The sequence below is a fragment of the Flavobacterium ammonificans genome (genome assembly GCF_020886115.1).
Classification (GTDB): Bacteria; Bacteroidota; Bacteroidia; order Flavobacteriales; family Flavobacteriaceae; genus Flavobacterium; species Flavobacterium ammonificans.
This window is the reverse complement of the sequence record NZ_AP025185.1, coordinates 1,472,188-1,487,961: the sequence shown is the minus strand read 5'-3', so window position 1 is coordinate 1,487,961 and position 15,774 is coordinate 1,472,188. Positions and strand designations below refer to the sequence as shown.

Below are 15,774 nucleotides of genomic sequence, written 5' to 3'. Positions count from 1 at the left end.
TAGGAGGGGGCTGGGGGGAGGCTCAAAATCATGGGAAAGATCGGTGGATTTAAAGAATATAGTAGAGCGGACGAAAGTAATATCGCTGTAGCAGAACGTGTTTCTAATTACAATGAATTTACCGTTCCGTTATCGAAAGAAAAAATAAAAGAACAAGGTTCAAGATGTATGGATTGCGGTATTCCGTTCTGTCACAGTTCCTGTCCGTTAGGAAATTTAATTCCTGATTTTAACGACATGGTGCACCAAGAGGAATGGGAAAGTGCTTTAGCTATCTTGCAATCAACTAATAACTTCCCAGAATTTACTGGAAGATTATGCCCTGCTCCTTGTGAAAAATCATGCGTTTTAGGTATTATCAAAGAACCAGTTGCTATTGAAAATATTGAGAAAAATATTGTCGAAAGAGGCTTCGCTGAAGGTTGGATCAAACCACAAATTCCTACACAACGTACTGGTAAAACAGTTGCAGTTGTAGGTTCTGGACCAGCAGGTTTGGCTGCAGCACAACAATTGAACCGTGCGGGTCATACCGTAACCGTTTTTGAAAGAGACAATGCCATTGGAGGTTTATTGCGTTACGGAATTCCTAATTTCAAATTAGAAAAAGCAATCATTGACAGACGTGTTGCTATTTTAGAAGCAGAAGGTATTACTTTCAAAACAAATGTTCACGTAGGTGTAAACTTCAGCGTTGAAAATTTGAATGCGTTTGATTCTGTTGTACTTTGTGGTGGTGCTACTGAAAGAAGAGGATTACCAACCAAAGGAGCTGATGCTAAAGGAGTTGTTCAAGCAATGACCTTCTTAACACAACAAACTAAAGTGGTAATGGGAGAATCAATTCAAGACCAAATTGTAGCTACTGGTAAAGATGTAATCGTTATTGGTGGTGGAGATACAGGTTCGGACTGTGTAGGTACATCAAACAGACAAGGAGCTAAATCAGTAACTAACTTTGAGATTATGCCAAAACCTCCCGTGGGAAGAAGCGAATCTACTCCATGGCCTTACTGGCCGTTACAATTGAAAACATCATCTTCTCATGAAGAAGGTTGCAATAGAAACTGGTTGATTAACACCAAAGAATTTATTACCAATGATAAAGGCGAATTAACTGCTTTAAAAACAGTGGAAGTAGAATGGAAAATTGTTCCAGGACAACGCCCAGAATTAATTGAAAGAGAAGGTTCAGAAAAAATCTGGCCTTGCGATTTAGCCTTATTAGCACTAGGATTTACTGGTCCTGAAAAAACATTGAGCGAGCAATTAGGCATTGAAACTGATTTAAGAACGAACTATAAAGCTACCAACTACAAAACTAATGTACCTCACATTTTCACTGCTGGTGATATGAGAAGAGGACAATCGTTAATTGTTTGGGCTATCTCTGAAGGACGTGAAGCTGCAAGAGAAGTAGATTTATTCTTAATGGGTTCAACCAACTTACCTACAAAAGGAAACGGAGATTTACCAACTCTATAACTAAACCAACAACACAACTCTCCGATAATCCCTTGATTCATTTCAAGGGATTTTTTTTTGTAAAAAAAGGACTTAATGTTGTAAATTAAACATTTTGTTATATTTTGTTAAACAATCTTAATTTACTTGTATGAAGAAAATAAGTACTCTAAATTTGTACAAAATTTATATCCAATGCAAGGAAAAGACTTATTACAATTAGCAGAGCAATTTGGTAGCCCCTTATATGTTTATGATGCCGAAAAGATAGAATCACAGTACAACAGATTGACCAAAGCGTTTTCCAAAGTCGATACACTCCGTATTAACTATGCTATGAAAGCTTTGTCAAATGTTGCAATTCTTCAATTATTGAGAGATAAAGGAGCTGGATTAGATACGGTTTCTATTCAAGAAGTATTATTGGGATTACATGCAGGTTATTCACCTGAAAAAATATTCTTTACCCCAAATGGTGTTTCATTAGAAGAAATTGAAGAAGTGGCAGCAATGGGAGTCCAAATCAACATTGACAACTTGTCCATTTTGGAACAATTTGGAACAAAATATCCAGAAACTCCAGTTTGTATTCGTATCAATCCTCACGTAATGGCAGGTGGCAACACGAATATTTCTGTAGGACATATTGATAGTAAATTTGGAATTTCAATTCATCAATTGCCACACTTAATTCGGATTGTAGAGAATACAAAGATGAATATTGTTGGCGTTCATATGCATACTGGATCTGATATTTTAGATATCGAGGTGTTTTTGTATGCAGCTGAAATCTTATTTGATGTAGCTAAAAATTTCAAAAAATTAGAATTCTTAGACTTTGGAAGCGGTTTCAAAGTACCTTACAAGAAAGACGATATTGAAACAGACATTGAAGAATTAGGTAAAAAATTATCCAAACGATTCAATGATTTCTGTGTAGAGTATGGTAAAGATTTAACATTAATCTTTGAACCTGGAAAATTTCTAGTAAGTGAAGCAGGCTATTTCTTAGCTAAAGTAAACGTAGTAAAACAAACTACCTCTACTGTTTTTGCAGGAGTTGATAGTGGATTCAACCATTTGATTCGTCCAATGTTGTATGGATCACAGCACCACATCGAGAATATTTCTAATCCAAAAGGCAAAGAGCGTTTCTACTCTGTTGTGGGTTATATCTGTGAAACAGATACATTTGCCAATAACAGAAGAATCGCCGAAATCAATGAAGGAGATATTCTTTGTTTCAAAAATGCAGGAGCTTATTGTTTCTCCATGTCATCGAATTACAATTCAAGATACAAACCCGCCGAGGTTTTATGGATGAATGGTCAAGGGCATTTAATCCGTGCGAAAGAAACCTTTGAAGATTTATTACGAAATCAAATTCCGTTGCCAGTCGCTGCAACTGTTTAATACACAAAAATCCCGTTCTAGTTTAGAACGGGATTTTTTGTACAAGACCGTTTTTCTATTATTTTCCCAACAATTCTTCTAAAACTTCTGAATCCGTTCCATTAGGAAATGGGATTTTCAACATTTGAGAAAGCGTAGGTGCAATTTGGGTAATCTGTTTTTTAGAATACGAATTCCCTTTTGGCACGTGCCAACCATAAAAAAGCATTGGGACATGAGTATCATAACTATTCGGTGAACCATGAGTTGTTCCAGTTTCAATGTACTGCATATAACCAGCTTTATCTAAAAGAACTAGATCTCCATTTTGTTTTGGATCATAGCCTTTAGCGATAAAACTCAAAAAATAGTCATCTCCAGTCGAAGCTAAAATTTCTTCTTCGGTGTAAACTCTTTTCACATGCTCTTGAGTCATTATGAAATCTTTAAAAATTTGTTTCACTTTAACTAACTCTAAGCTCTTATCTTTCAATATGTTTCTATCAAAATACAAATTGAAATTAGAATAATTCAACAGTACATCTACACCAAAAGTAGCCACGGAAAATTTACGTAAAGCACTTTCAATTCCTCTTGATGGCACATTTTTGACGTTGTATTTATTATCTTTCAAATAATTAGAATTTTCTGCACCAGCATGGTCCGCAGTTAAAAAAACCAAATAATTATCTTTCCCAACTGTCTGATCCAAGTAAACCAACATTTTTTCAAGCGTTTGATCTAATCGTAAATACGTATCCTGCAACTCCATAGAACGAGGTCCAAAAGTATGTCCTACATAATCTGTAGAAGAAAAACTTACGGCTAAAAAATCGGTAAAATTGTCTTTACCCAAACTTTCTTTTTCAATAGCTTTAATTGCTAAATCCGCCAAGATATCATTCCCAAAAGGAGTAGAACGCAATACATCGGCTCCTTTTTCATCGTATATTTTCTTTAAATTATAAGGAAAAATAGGTTGGCTTGACTTGTCAATTTTTCCTTCGTATGGATTATCATCTACTAAACTTTCATCATAAGTAGCGATAGGTTTTAATAAATTCCAACCACCATTAATGTAGTTCATATAACGCTTTTCATTATTAAATTGAGTAACCCAATCTGGTAAATTAGCGCCGTAAAATGTACTCGAAATAAAATCCCCAGTTTTACTATACCAATAGGCATTATTAGCAAAATGACCTGCAGGCAAAATAGCGCCACGATCTTTTATGCTCATTCCGATGACTTTTCCTCTAAAATTAGTAGCCATTCGCAATTCATCTGTAATTGTTGTAGTCAATAAATTTCTTGGCGACATAGCGCCTTCTTTATCCGTTCCTCCTCCTATTGTTGTAACAGATGCATCATCAGTGCAATATAATTCTTTTCCAATGGCACGATTAAACCATTCATTCGCAACAATACCGTGACTAGAAGGTGTTGTCCCAGTATAAATTGACGCATGCCCTGGAGCAGTATAGGTTGGCGCATAATTGTAATGCATATTGTGAAAAGTATAACCTCCGTTCATGATTCGTTTGAATCCATTTGCAGAAAAGTCGTCTGAAAAACGGTACAAATATTCCATTTTCATTTGGTCCACTACAATTCCAACTACCAATTTAGGACGCTGCTGCGCTTGAACATTCAAAACAAAACTAAAAGTTAAAAACAAAACTAATTTCTTCATACTTAATAAATTTATTACACAAATTATATTACCAAAAATACGGTTTAAATTGGACAACTATTTTCAAAAAGAGAGTTTCTGACTAAGTTTAATTAAAAAATAACATCAAATTAAGAATCTATCATGGATTTTCCTCAAAATAACGTTGTTCAATTCGTTTGATGTCTTTGATGGAATTTTTGGCCCAAGCCAATCGTTTCTCCAAAATTTCGTCTTCAGATAATTGCCAATTAATATCCGAATTACGTAGTCTGTTGGTCAAATTCTGAATGATAATCGCAGCTGAGACCGAGATATTCAAACTCTCTGTAAATCCGACCATCGGAATCTTTAAAAACCCATCAGCTTCGCGCATAATTTCTTCTGACAAACCGTCGATTTCGGTTCCGAAAAACAAAGCGCTAGGTTTCGAAATATCAAAATTTTCTAATAAACAATCGTTCTCGTGTGGTGTAGTCGCAATGATTTGGTATCCTTTATTTCGTAAAGTGTGAACACAAGCAGAAGGCGATTCATAAGTATTGATGTCTACCCACTTTTGAGCACCCATCGCAATTTGTTTGTCGATACTTTTTCCGTAACGTTGTTCGATTACGTTCAATTCTTGGATTCCAAAAACTTCGCAGCTTCGCATTACCGCACTGGTATTGTGCATTTGAAAAACATCTTCTACTGCTATTGTAAAATGATTGGTTCTATTTTTCAAGACATTCAAAAAGCGCTCTTTTCGATTGTCTGTCAAAATATTTTCAAGAAAATTAAGGTAATCGATATCAATCATTGTCTCATTTTTTGGAGGCAAAAATACTAAAAAGGTTTATATTTGCACTTTCGAAAAAACAACACAAAAATGACTACTTTAAACGAATTGAATGCCATCTCTCCAATTGATGGAAGATACAGAAATAAAACCCTTTCTTTAGCTCCTTTTTTCTCGGAAGAAGCTTTAATTAAATACCGCGTTTTAATTGAGGTTGAATACTTTATCGCTTTATGTGAAGTCCCTTTACCTCAACTTAAAAATGTAAATCCAAATGTATTCGAAAGTTTGCGTGCCATCTACAAAAACTTTTCTACCGAAGATGCACTTTGGATCAAAGAAACAGAGAAAGTGACCAATCACGATGTGAAAGCGGTAGAATATTTCATCAAAGATGCTTTTGAAAAATTAAGTTTGTCTGAATACAAAGAGTTCATTCACTTTGGGTTGACTTCTCAAGATATCAATAACACTGCAATTCCTCTTTCGACCAAAGAAGCGTTTGAAAAAGTATATATGCCTTCTCTAATTGGTTTAATTTCAAAATTAAAAGAATTAAGCTCAGAGTGGCGTGACATTCCAATGCTTGCACGTACTCATGGACAACCGGCTTCACCTACTCGTTTAGGAAAAGAAATTGGTGTTTTTGTAGAACGTTTGGAAGAGCAAATGCGTTTGTTATTCAATATTCCGTTTGCAGCTAAATTTGGTGGTGCCACTGGAAATTACAATGCGCACCACGTAGCCTATCCACAAATCGATTGGAAACAATTTGGAGATTCTTTTGTAGAAAACAATTTAGGTTTACATCACTCCTTCCCTACTACACAAATTGAGCATTACGATCACTTTGCAGCATTTTTTGATGCCTTGAAGCGAATCAATACGATTATCATTGACTTAGATCGCGATATTTGGACCTATGTGTCAATGGACTATTTCAAACAAAAAATCAAAGCAGGAGAAATTGGTTCTTCGGCTATGCCACATAAAGTAAACCCTATTGATTTTGAAAATTCAGAAGGAAATTTAGGCATTGCTAATGCTATATTCGAACATTTATCGGCTAAATTACCAATTTCAAGATTGCAACGCGACTTGACTGACAGTACCGTTTTACGAAATATTGGTGTACCAATGGGGCATACTATTATTGCTTTTGAAGCTACCTTAAAAGGATTGAATAAATTATTGCTAAACGAACCTAAATTCCACGAGGATTTAGAGAAAAACTGGGCGGTTGTGGCTGAGGCTATCCAAACGATTTTACGTCGTGAAGCCTATCCAAATCCGTATGAAGCATTAAAAGGTTTAACAAGAACAAACGAAGCGATTACTAAAGAATCGATTCATAGTTTCATTGCTACTTTAGACGTTAGTGAGGCTATTAAAACAGAATTATTGCAAATTACGCCAAGTAACTTTGTGGGAATTTAAATTCAGTTATCAGCTATCAGCATAACAGTTATCAGCTAATCCTACTAATTTAGTTTAGTAGGATTTTTTTATTTAATAAACTGAAACTTTAGCATAAAAAAACCTGATACGGAATACATATCAGGTTTATAAATTAATGAACACTACTCAATGAGCACTGAACACTTATGTTATCTTGAATAATTAGGAGCTTCTTTAGTAATTGTCACATTGTGTGGGTGACTTTCTGTAATTCCACTTGAAGTAATACGAACAAAACGTCCTGTTTCTTGTAATGTTGGAATGTCTTTAGCGCCACAGTATCCCATTCCGGCACGAAGACCTCCAATGAATTGCAACATACTTTCGTTCAATTCTCCTTTGTAAGGCACACGACCTACAATTCCTTCTGGAACTAATTTCTTCACATCGTCTTCTACATCTTGGAAATAACGATCTTTAGAACCTCCTTGCATGGCTTCAACAGAACCCATTCCGCGATAAGATTTGAATTTTCTTCCTTCAAAAATAATCGTTTCTCCTGGAGATTCTTTTGTTCCTGCTAAAAGCGAACCTAACATCACACAGTCGGCACCTGCAGCAATCGCTTTAGGAATATCTCCTGTATAACGAATACCTCCATCAGCAATAACTGGAACACCAGTTCCTTTGATAGCAGCAGCTACTTCTAAAACAGCTGAAAATTGAGGAAAACCAACACCTGCCACAATACGAGTAGTACAAATCGAACCTGGTCCAATTCCTACTTTTACTCCATCAGCTCCATTTTCAACTAAATATTTAGCCGCTTCTGGCGTAGCAATGTTTCCAACAATAACATCAATTTTTGGAAATTTAGCTTTTACTTCTTTCAATACGTTCACCACACCTTGCGTGTGTCCGTGAGCCGTATCAATAATAATAGCATCAACTCCAGCATTCACCAAAGCTTCTGCTCTTTGAACCGCATCACCTGTAACGCCAATCGCCGCAGCAACACGCAAACGTCCATAAACGTCTTTGTTGGCAATTGGTTTCTGAGTTAATTTGGTGATATCTCTAAAAGTGATTAAACCTACTAATTCGTATTTAGCATTAACCACTGGTAATTTTTCGATTTTGTTTCCTTGTAAAACTACTTCTGCTTGCTCTAACGAAGTTCCTTCAGCAACAGTGATTAAGTTTTGAGAAGTCATTACCTCTACAATAGGACGTGCCCCATTTTTTTCAAAACGTAAATCACGATTGGTTACAATCCCTTTCAATATTCTATGTTCGTCTACAATTGGGATTCCACCAATTCCGAATTCTTTCATTGCATTTTTAGCATCTGCAATAGTTGAAGTCAAAGGTAAAGTTACTGGATCTATAATCATTCCAGACTCCGCACGTTTCACTTTTCGCACTTTAGCAGCTTGTTGCTCAATAGTCATATTCTTGTGTAGCACCCCAATTCCGCCCTCTTGCGCCATAGCAATTGCCATTGCACTTTCTGTAACCGTATCCATAGCTGCAGCTACAATTGGAACATTTAACGTAATGTTTCTTGAAAATTTGGATTGAATACTTACTTCTCGTGGAAGTACGTCAGAATAGTTAGGAACTAATAGAACGTCGTCGTACGTTAATCCTTCGCCGATAATCTTTGAATTGTGTGCGATCATTGCAATTTGTTGTAGTTGTTAAATTGCATGCAAATGTACAAAAATTTAATCAATAATATACAACCAACAAATTAGTAAATTTAATACTGATTATTAATGAAACTCCCCAAATACTTTTGATGCTTCATTATAAGCACTTTCAAAACTCATTGGACTTAAATTGGTATTTGCTTTTTTTGCAGTAAAGTAAGAAAGTAATTTTTCTGTAGGCATATTTCCAGTCAAATGATTGGTCGCCATTGGACAACCACCAAAACCTTGAATAGCTCCATCAAAACGAAAACACCCAGCTTGGTATGCTGAATCTACTTTTTCATACCAAGAATCAGGTGTGGTATGCAAATGCGCCCCAAATTCAATCGATGGATAGGCTGAAATCAAATTAGAAAATAAATATGAAATAGTTTCAGGAGTAGAACTTCCAATAGTGTCTGAGAGTGAGACAATTTTTACTCCCATCGCAGCTAATTTTTCAGTCCAATCTCCTACAATTTCTGTGTTCCAAGGATCTCCATACGGATTACCAAATCCCATTGAAAGATAAGCGACAACTTCTTTATTATTGGCATCAGCCAAATTCAAAATTTCTTCTAAACTGATCATAGATTGCGCAATCGTTTTGTGAGTATTACGCATTTGGAAATTCTCCGAAATAGAAAATGGAAAACCTAAATACTGAATTTCAGAAAAATTACAAGCCGCTTCTGCGCCAAGTGTATTGGCGATGATTGCCAATAACTTACTTCGGGTTTTCGACAAATCCAATTGGGCCAATACCTCGGCGGTATCTTGCATTTGAGGAATGGCTTTTGACGAAACAAAACTTCCAAAATCTATGGTGTCAAAACCAACACGTAGTAAAGACTGAATATAAGCCACCTTAGTTGCAGTAGGAATAAAAGATTTTATTCCTTGCATAGCATCACGTGGACATTCGATAATTTTTACTGTTTCCATAGAAATTCAAAGGTAGGAAAAATCAATAGTTCGAATGTAAAGAAAAAATTATTTGTTTCGCAAAATGGCTTTGTTGATTGCTTTTACTAAAGCAGGACCTTCATAAATAAATCCTGTGTACAATTGAACCAAACTGGCTCCGGCTTCCAACTTTTCTATAGCGTCTTCGGCAGTGTGAATTCCACCAACACCAATAATTGGAAACGATTTGTTGCTTTTCTCAGATAGAAATCGAATGACTTCAGTTGAACGTTTTGCCAAAGGTTTCCCAGACAAACCACCCATTTCTATTTTATTTTCAGAAGCCAAGCCTTCACGTGACAAAGTGGTATTAGTAGCGATAACTCCGGCTATTTTGGTTTCATTAATAATATCAATAATATCCAATAATTGTTCATCTGTTAAATCCGGTGCGATTTTTAACAAAATTGGTTTCTGCTTTGGCTTAGCCAAATTCTTATTTTGTAAAGTTTGCAACAAGTCAGTTAAAGGTTCTTTATCTTGTAAAGCACGTAAATTAGGGGTGTTTGGCGAACTCACATTGACCACAAAATAGTCCACATAATCAAACAGCGCCTCAAAACAAATTTCATAATCCGAAGTAGCTTCTTCGTTTGGAGTGACTTTATTTTTTCCAATATTTCCTCCTATTAAAACTCCGTTATTTTGCTTCAAACGCAATACTGCCTCATCCACTCCGCCGTTATTAAAACCCATTCGGTTAATAATGGCGCTATCTTCTTTTAAACGAAACAAGCGTTTTTTTGGATTTCCATCTTGTGCTTTTGGAGTAATAGTACCTATTTCGATAAATCCAAAGCCGAAATCAGACAATTCTTTGTACAAAACGGCATTTTTATCAAAACCTGCTGCTAAACCCACTGGATTTTTAAATTTCAATCCAAAAACTTCCGTTTCTAATCGGCTATCTTTGACTTCATATAAAGCACGAAAAAGTAATGAAAAACCAGGAATTTTAGCAAGTCTTCGAATTAAAGAAAAGGTAAAATAATGTACTTTTTCGGGATCAAAACAGAAAAGTATCGGACGAATTAGTAGTTTGTACATAGTGTTGTAATTGTGTGATGCAAAAGTAAAGAATAGTTTTCAGTATCGAAACTTCTCGAGTCAATTTTAGAATAAGCTTGTGTTTTTATAATTATATGGGATTTATTTGCCGAAAACCACGAAAAACCGCTCACAAACCCTGCTTATATTTTGTAAGTGTTTTTTCAATAGTCTATATTTGCATTCCTAAAAATAGTTAAAAATGATTAAGATTACTTTACCCGATGGGTCTGTGAAAGAATTTGCAGCTGGGATTACCCCAATGGACGTTGCAAAAAGCATTAGCGAAGGATTAGCTAGAAATGTAATTTCTGCTTCATTCAATGGTACTACCGTTGAAACCGTTACGCCTTTGACCACAGATGGTAGTCTTGTTCTTTTTACTTGGAATGACGAAGGAGGAAAAAAAGCGTTTTGGCACTCTACTTCGCACGTTATGGCTCAAGTTTTAGAGGAAATGTACCCAGGTATCAAATTAACCCTTGGACCTGCAATTGCTAACGGATTTTATTACGATGTTGATTTTGAAGATCATAAAATTACCGATGCCGATTTCAAAAAAATTGAAGACCGCGTATTAGAAATTTCAAGAGACAAACACGAATTCAAATTGCGCCCTGTTTCAAAAGCAGAAGCACTTGAAGTCTACAAAGACAATGTTTATAAAACTGAATTAATTTCGAACCTAGAAGACGGAACTATTACTTTTTGTGACCACTCTACCTTCACCGATTTATGTCGTGGAGGTCATATTCCAAATACTGGAATTATTAAGGCAATGAAAGTAATGAGTGTAGCCGGTGCTTACTGGAGAGGAGACGAAAAAAACAAACAGTTAACTCGTGTCTACGGAATATCATTCCCAAAACAAAAAGACTTAACTGAATACCTAGAATTGTTGGAAGAGGCGAAACGTCGCGACCATAGAAAACTAGGAAAAGAATTGGAATTATTTGCTTTTTCAACTAAAGTTGGACAAGGTTTGCCTTTGTGGTTGCCAAAAGGAGCTGCTTTGCGTGATCGTTTGGAGCAATTTTTGAAAAGAGCACAGAAAAAAGCAGGATACGAACAAGTAGTGACACCACATATTGGTCAAAAAGAATTGTACGTGACTTCTGGACACTATGCTAAATATGGTGCCGATAGTTTCCAACCCATCAATACACCTGCAGAAGGTGAAGAGTTTTTGTTAAAACCAATGAACTGTCCTCATCACTGTGAGATTTACAATGTTCGTCCTTGGTCATACAAAGATTTACCAAAACGTTATGCAGAATTTGGAACGGTGTATCGTTACGAACAAAGTGGAGAATTACACGGATTGACTCGTGTAAGAGGATTTACTCAAGATGATGCGCATATTTTCTGTACACCTGAACAATTGGACGAAGAATTCAAGAAAGTAATTGATTTAGTATTGTATGTTTTCGGTTCATTAGGATTTGAAAACTTCACTGCTCAAATTTCATTACGCGACCAAGAAAACAGAGAAAAGTACATTGGTTCCGATGAAAATTGGGAAAAAGCAGAAAATGCCATTATCAATGCTGCTAGAGATAAAGGATTGAATACTGTTGTGGAATATGGCGAAGCTGCTTTTTATGGTCCAAAACTGGATTTCATGGTAAAAGATGCTTTAGGAAGACAATGGCAATTAGGAACTATTCAGGTAGATTACAACTTGCCAGAACGTTTCGATTTGACTTACAAAGGTTCTGACGATCAATTACACAGACCGGTAATGATTCACCGCGCTCCATTTGGTTCAATGGAACGTTTCATAGCTATTTTATTAGAGCATACTGCTGGTAATTTCCCATTATGGTTAATGCCAGAACAAGCTATTATCTTGTCATTGAGCGAGAAATACGAAATATATGCTAAAAAAGTTTTAGATTTGCTAGAAAATCACGAAATTCGCGCCCTAATTGACAACCGAAACGAAACAATCGGGAAGAAAATTAGAGATGCTGAAATGCAAAAAACGCCTTTCATGCTGATTGTGGGTGAAGAAGAAGAAAAAAACGGTACAATTTCTATTCGACGTCACGGTCAAGAAGGAAAAGGAAATATAACAGTTACCATAGAGGAATTTGCCGCTATTGTTACTGAAGAGATCAACAAAACATTAAAAGTATTTACAGTTTAACTTAAATTTTAAAGCCATAGCAATAAGAAGCAACAGAGGTTACCAACCTCGAGTAGAAAAGAAAGATGCACACCGAATTAATAATTTTATTCGTGTACCAGAAGTACGTCTTGTAGGTGAAAATATTGAGCCTGGAGTTTTTAAAACTGCAGATGCTTTGAAATTAGCTGACGAATTTGAATTGGATTTGGTTGAAATTTCGCCAAATGCAGATCCACCCGTTTGTAAAATCATGGACTACAAAAAGTTTGTCTATGAGCAAAAGAAACGCGAAAAGGTTTTGAAAGCTAAATCAACACAAGTGGTGATTAAAGAAATTCGTTTTGGTCCTCAAACCGATGAGCATGATTACGAATTCAAAAGAAAGAATGCTGAAAAATTCTTGAAAGAAGGTTCTAAATTGAAAGCTTTTGTTTTCTTTAAAGGACGTTCAATCATTTACAAAGATCAAGGTCAAATTTTATTATTACGTTTGGCAACTGATTTAGAAGAACATGGTAAAGTAGAAGCGATGCCAGTTCTTGAAGGAAAGAGAATGATTATGTTCATTGCTCCTAAGAAAAAGAAATAATCCTGACTTCACACTTTTAAAAGTGTTTAGAGAAAAAGGGAAACTAATATTGAGATTGCTTCGCAAACTCGTAAAGACAGTAAGTAAGATAAATTAAAAACACTAGGAAAAAATGCCTAAAATGAAAACCAAATCTAGCGCCAAGAAACGTTTTAAAGTTACTGGTTCTGGAAAGATTAAAAGAAAGCATGCTTTTAAAAGTCATATCTTGACTAAAAAATCTAAAAAACGTAAATTAGCTTTGACTCACTCAGCGTTAGTTCACCAATCAGATGAAAAAAGCATCAAACAACAATTAAGAATTATCTAATCGACGATTTATTGTCAATTACAAAAATAATTCTTTAGGTTAAAAACAATTTAATAACCTTGGAGTATGGCCTTAAGTTCTCTTGATTAAATTCGGGACGCCTGCTACAAAAAAAACAGTAAAATTATGCCAAGATCGGTAAATTCAGTTGCTAAAAGAGCAAGAAGAAAAAAAATAATGAAGCAAGCCAAAGGTTTCTTTGGTAGACGTAAAAACGTTTGGACAGTTGCTAAGAACGCGGTAGAGAAAGCAATGTGCTACGCTTACCGTGACAGAAAAGTGAATAAAAGAAATTTCCGTGCTTTATGGATTCAACGTATCAACGCTGGAGCTCGTTTGGAAGGAATGTCTTATTCTCAATTCATGGGAAAAGTTAAAGCTAACAATATCGAATTGAACCGTAAAGTTCTTGCAGATTTAGCTATGAACCACCCAGAAGCTTTCAAAGCAATACTTAATAAAGTAAAATAAACGTTTTATCAACTCAATTTAGATTACTTACTTATAGAGAAACCTCAATCGAAAGATTGGGGTTTTTTGTTGGAAAAATATAAAATTCAACCGCAGATTCGCAGATTTATAAAAATTTTTTGAAATCCTTTTTAATCTATGGCAAAATAATATTATTAATTTCATGCCAACGGACTAAAAATTCTTAATCAACCTATCTCCCAATATTTAGCTGCTAAAGGAGCTTATTTAGTTTTAAATAAATTTAAATCTTAATGCCTTTGTGTCTTTATATCAAATAAACTATTTTTGAAGTAACCCAAATTCAGTCTTATGAAAAAACTAATTATTCTATTATTCCTTTTCCTATATTCTTCTGGCTTTAGTCAAGTTAAAATGATCTCTTGGAATATTGAAAACTTTGGCAAATCAAAATCTAATGACGAAATAGCCTATATTGCCACTCAATTAAATAAATACGATGTAGTTGCAGTACAAGAAGTCGTAGCGGGTTACGGAGGCGCACAAGCTGTTGCATGGCTCGCTGACGAACTTAATAGAAAAGGAAACAAATGGGAGTATACCATCAGTGATCCAACTACAAGTACGCCTAGCAAAACCGAACGCTATGCTTTTCTTTGGAAATCAGCAATAATTAAGAAAATAGGAAAAGCTTGGCTCGAAAAAAAATACGCGTTAGTTATGGAACGCGAACCCTATTTATGCACTTTTGAATACAACAAAAAGCAATTTACAGTTGTATCCTTTCACGCCATTACTAAAAGTCAGCAACCTGAAAGAGAAATTAAATATTTCAAATATTTTCCATCAGCATATCCTAAACTTAATCTAATTTTTGCGGGAGATTTCAATTGTCCACAATCACATTCTGTATTTGATCCTTTACGAAAAATGGGATATGCTTCGGCTTTAGTGAACCAAAAAACTTCGTTAAAACGCAGTTGTAAAAATGGAGTATGCCTCGCCTCTGAATATGACAATCTATTTTTTTCAAAATCAAAAATCAGAAAGTTAAATTCAGGTGTAATTCCTTTTTACCAAAACTTTCAATCATTAAAAGAGGCTAGAACTATATCTGACCACTGCCCTATTTGGATAGAGTTTAGTTTGAATTGATAATTTAAAACTATGCACTATGCAAAAACACCTCGGCAGGAATGCTAAAATAATTCTTCAGTTTTTGAGCCATTTTCAAAGTAATTTCGCGTTTACCTGAAAGAATAGCTGATACATGTCCTTTGCTACCTATAATAGGTTCCAAATCTTTTGCTTTCAACCCCATTTCTTCCATTTTATACTTTATTACTTCTAAGGCATCTAATTCTGGTAACTCATAATGTTTATCATCATAATCTTTAACTAAAACTAATAATAATTCTAATTCATCTCCTTCTAGAGTATTAGGAGCTGCATGGAATAATTCCATCAATCGCAAAGACGCGGTATTATAATCTTCTTCCGTTTTTAAAACTTTCCAATTCATAATTATTATTTTTTATATGCTAAAATTGCTGTATCAAAAGCAACAGTTTCTACCTTAATTTTGTCATATTCAGAATGTGTCCCAAACCAAATCACATAACAGGCTGTTTGTGAAAAATTAATTGAGACAACCAATCTAAAATCATTCCCTTTAATATTAAAAACGACTCTTTCATTATTTACTATACTTGCGTTTCCGTATACTTGTTTTAATTCATTAAAATTATGAAACTCTAATTTTGAAAACTCATTGTACCAAATTAAAAGCTGTGTTTTGGCAATAGGGTATTTATTAATGTAAAACAAAATGGTTTTCTTTACAAGAATTTTCATGGGGCAAATATAGTATAAAGTTTGCAAAAAGCAAACTTTTGGTT

The 15,774-nt window shown here is 35.0% G+C and carries 15 protein-coding genes; 8 read left to right on the top strand and 7 right to left on the bottom strand.

Translation table 11 applies throughout. The features are described from left to right. The first annotated feature begins 30 nt into the window (after positions 1–30). On the top strand, positions 31–1,485 hold the full coding sequence (locus tag LPC20_RS06590; RefSeq protein ID WP_229323704.1) for a glutamate synthase subunit beta: 1,455 nt from the start codon (positions 31–33) through the stop codon (positions 1,483–1,485). 174 nt (positions 1,486–1,659) lie between these two features. Next, positions 1,660–2,877 carry a diaminopimelate decarboxylase gene (gene lysA, locus LPC20_RS06585; protein WP_229323702.1) on the top strand — a complete coding sequence of 406 codons (1,218 nt, stop codon included), beginning with the start codon at positions 1,660–1,662 and terminating at the stop codon, positions 2,875–2,877. A 58-nt stretch (positions 2,878–2,935) separates the two neighbouring features. Here lysA and pafA read toward each other — a convergent pair whose 3' ends face one another. Together pafA and LPC20_RS06575 are read right to left on the bottom strand one after the other, a co-directional pair. Further along, positions 2,936–4,549, bottom strand: a complete 1,614-nt coding sequence (gene pafA, locus LPC20_RS06580) for an alkaline phosphatase PafA (protein WP_229323700.1) — start codon at positions 4,547–4,549, stop codon at positions 2,936–2,938. A gap of 121 nt (positions 4,550–4,670) precedes the next feature. Next, positions 4,671–5,330, bottom strand: coding sequence for a TrmH family RNA methyltransferase (locus tag LPC20_RS06575; protein ID WP_229323698.1), 660 nt, complete (start codon positions 5,328–5,330; stop codon positions 4,671–4,673). Positions 5,331–5,399: 69 nt separating this feature from the next. Here LPC20_RS06575 and purB point away from each other — a divergent pair, with 69 nt between their 5' ends. After that, a complete protein-coding gene (gene purB, locus LPC20_RS06570; protein WP_229323697.1) occupies positions 5,400–6,746 on the top strand; it encodes an adenylosuccinate lyase in 1,347 nt (448 codons plus the stop codon). 170 nt (positions 6,747–6,916) lie between these two features. On the opposite strand, the gene guaB is transcribed toward purB, so the two are convergent. The 3 genes from guaB to LPC20_RS06555 form a co-directional block, all read right to left on the bottom strand. Further along, on the bottom strand, positions 6,917–8,389 hold the full coding sequence (guaB, locus tag LPC20_RS06565; RefSeq protein ID WP_229323695.1) for an IMP dehydrogenase: 1,473 nt from the start codon (positions 8,387–8,389) through the stop codon (positions 6,917–6,919). Between the two features lie 93 nt (positions 8,390–8,482). After that, positions 8,483–9,346, bottom strand: a complete 864-nt coding sequence (locus LPC20_RS06560) for a hydroxymethylglutaryl-CoA lyase (RefSeq protein ID WP_229323694.1) — start codon at positions 9,344–9,346, stop codon at positions 8,483–8,485. Between the two features lie 48 nt (positions 9,347–9,394). After that, a complete protein-coding gene (locus LPC20_RS06555) occupies positions 9,395–10,414 on the bottom strand; it encodes a quinone-dependent dihydroorotate dehydrogenase (protein WP_229323692.1) in 1,020 nt (339 codons plus the stop codon). Positions 10,415–10,616: 202 nt separating this feature from the next. Here LPC20_RS06555 and thrS point away from each other — a divergent pair, with 202 nt between their 5' ends. From thrS to LPC20_RS06530, 5 genes are all read left to right on the top strand, one after another. Continuing rightward, positions 10,617–12,563 (top strand): threonine--tRNA ligase, encoded by a 1,947-nt coding sequence (gene thrS / locus LPC20_RS06550; RefSeq protein WP_229323690.1) that lies wholly within the window; start codon positions 10,617–10,619, stop codon positions 12,561–12,563. A gap of 16 nt (positions 12,564–12,579) precedes the next feature. Beyond that, positions 12,580–13,134, top strand: a complete 555-nt coding sequence (gene infC / locus LPC20_RS06545; RefSeq protein ID WP_420827835.1) for a translation initiation factor IF-3 — start codon at positions 12,580–12,582, stop codon at positions 13,132–13,134. Positions 13,135–13,246: 112 nt separating this feature from the next. Beyond that, positions 13,247–13,444 (top strand): 50S ribosomal protein L35, encoded by a 198-nt coding sequence (gene rpmI, locus LPC20_RS06540; RefSeq protein ID WP_229316965.1) that lies wholly within the window; start codon positions 13,247–13,249, stop codon positions 13,442–13,444. Positions 13,445–13,570: 126 nt separating this feature from the next. Then, positions 13,571–13,915, top strand: coding sequence for a 50S ribosomal protein L20 (gene rplT / locus LPC20_RS06535; RefSeq protein ID WP_024982755.1), 345 nt, complete (start codon positions 13,571–13,573; stop codon positions 13,913–13,915). A 312-nt stretch (positions 13,916–14,227) separates the two neighbouring features. Next, the gene (locus LPC20_RS06530; protein ID WP_229323688.1) at positions 14,228–15,031 is read left to right on the top strand and encodes an endonuclease/exonuclease/phosphatase family protein; all 804 of its coding nucleotides are present in this window, start codon (positions 14,228–14,230) and stop codon (positions 15,029–15,031) included. 10 nt (positions 15,032–15,041) lie between these two features. Here the strand turns inward: LPC20_RS06530 and LPC20_RS06525 are convergent, their stop codons facing one another. Both LPC20_RS06525 and LPC20_RS06520 read right to left on the bottom strand, forming a co-directional pair. After that, complete coding sequence (locus tag LPC20_RS06525) at positions 15,042–15,398, bottom strand: helix-turn-helix domain-containing protein (RefSeq protein WP_229323686.1); 357 nt, start codon at positions 15,396–15,398, stop codon at positions 15,042–15,044. 5 nt (positions 15,399–15,403) lie between these two features. Beyond that, positions 15,404–15,730 (bottom strand): type II toxin-antitoxin system HigB family toxin, encoded by a 327-nt coding sequence (locus LPC20_RS06520; RefSeq protein WP_229323684.1) that lies wholly within the window; start codon positions 15,728–15,730, stop codon positions 15,404–15,406. Positions 15,731–15,774 lie beyond the last annotated feature (44 nt).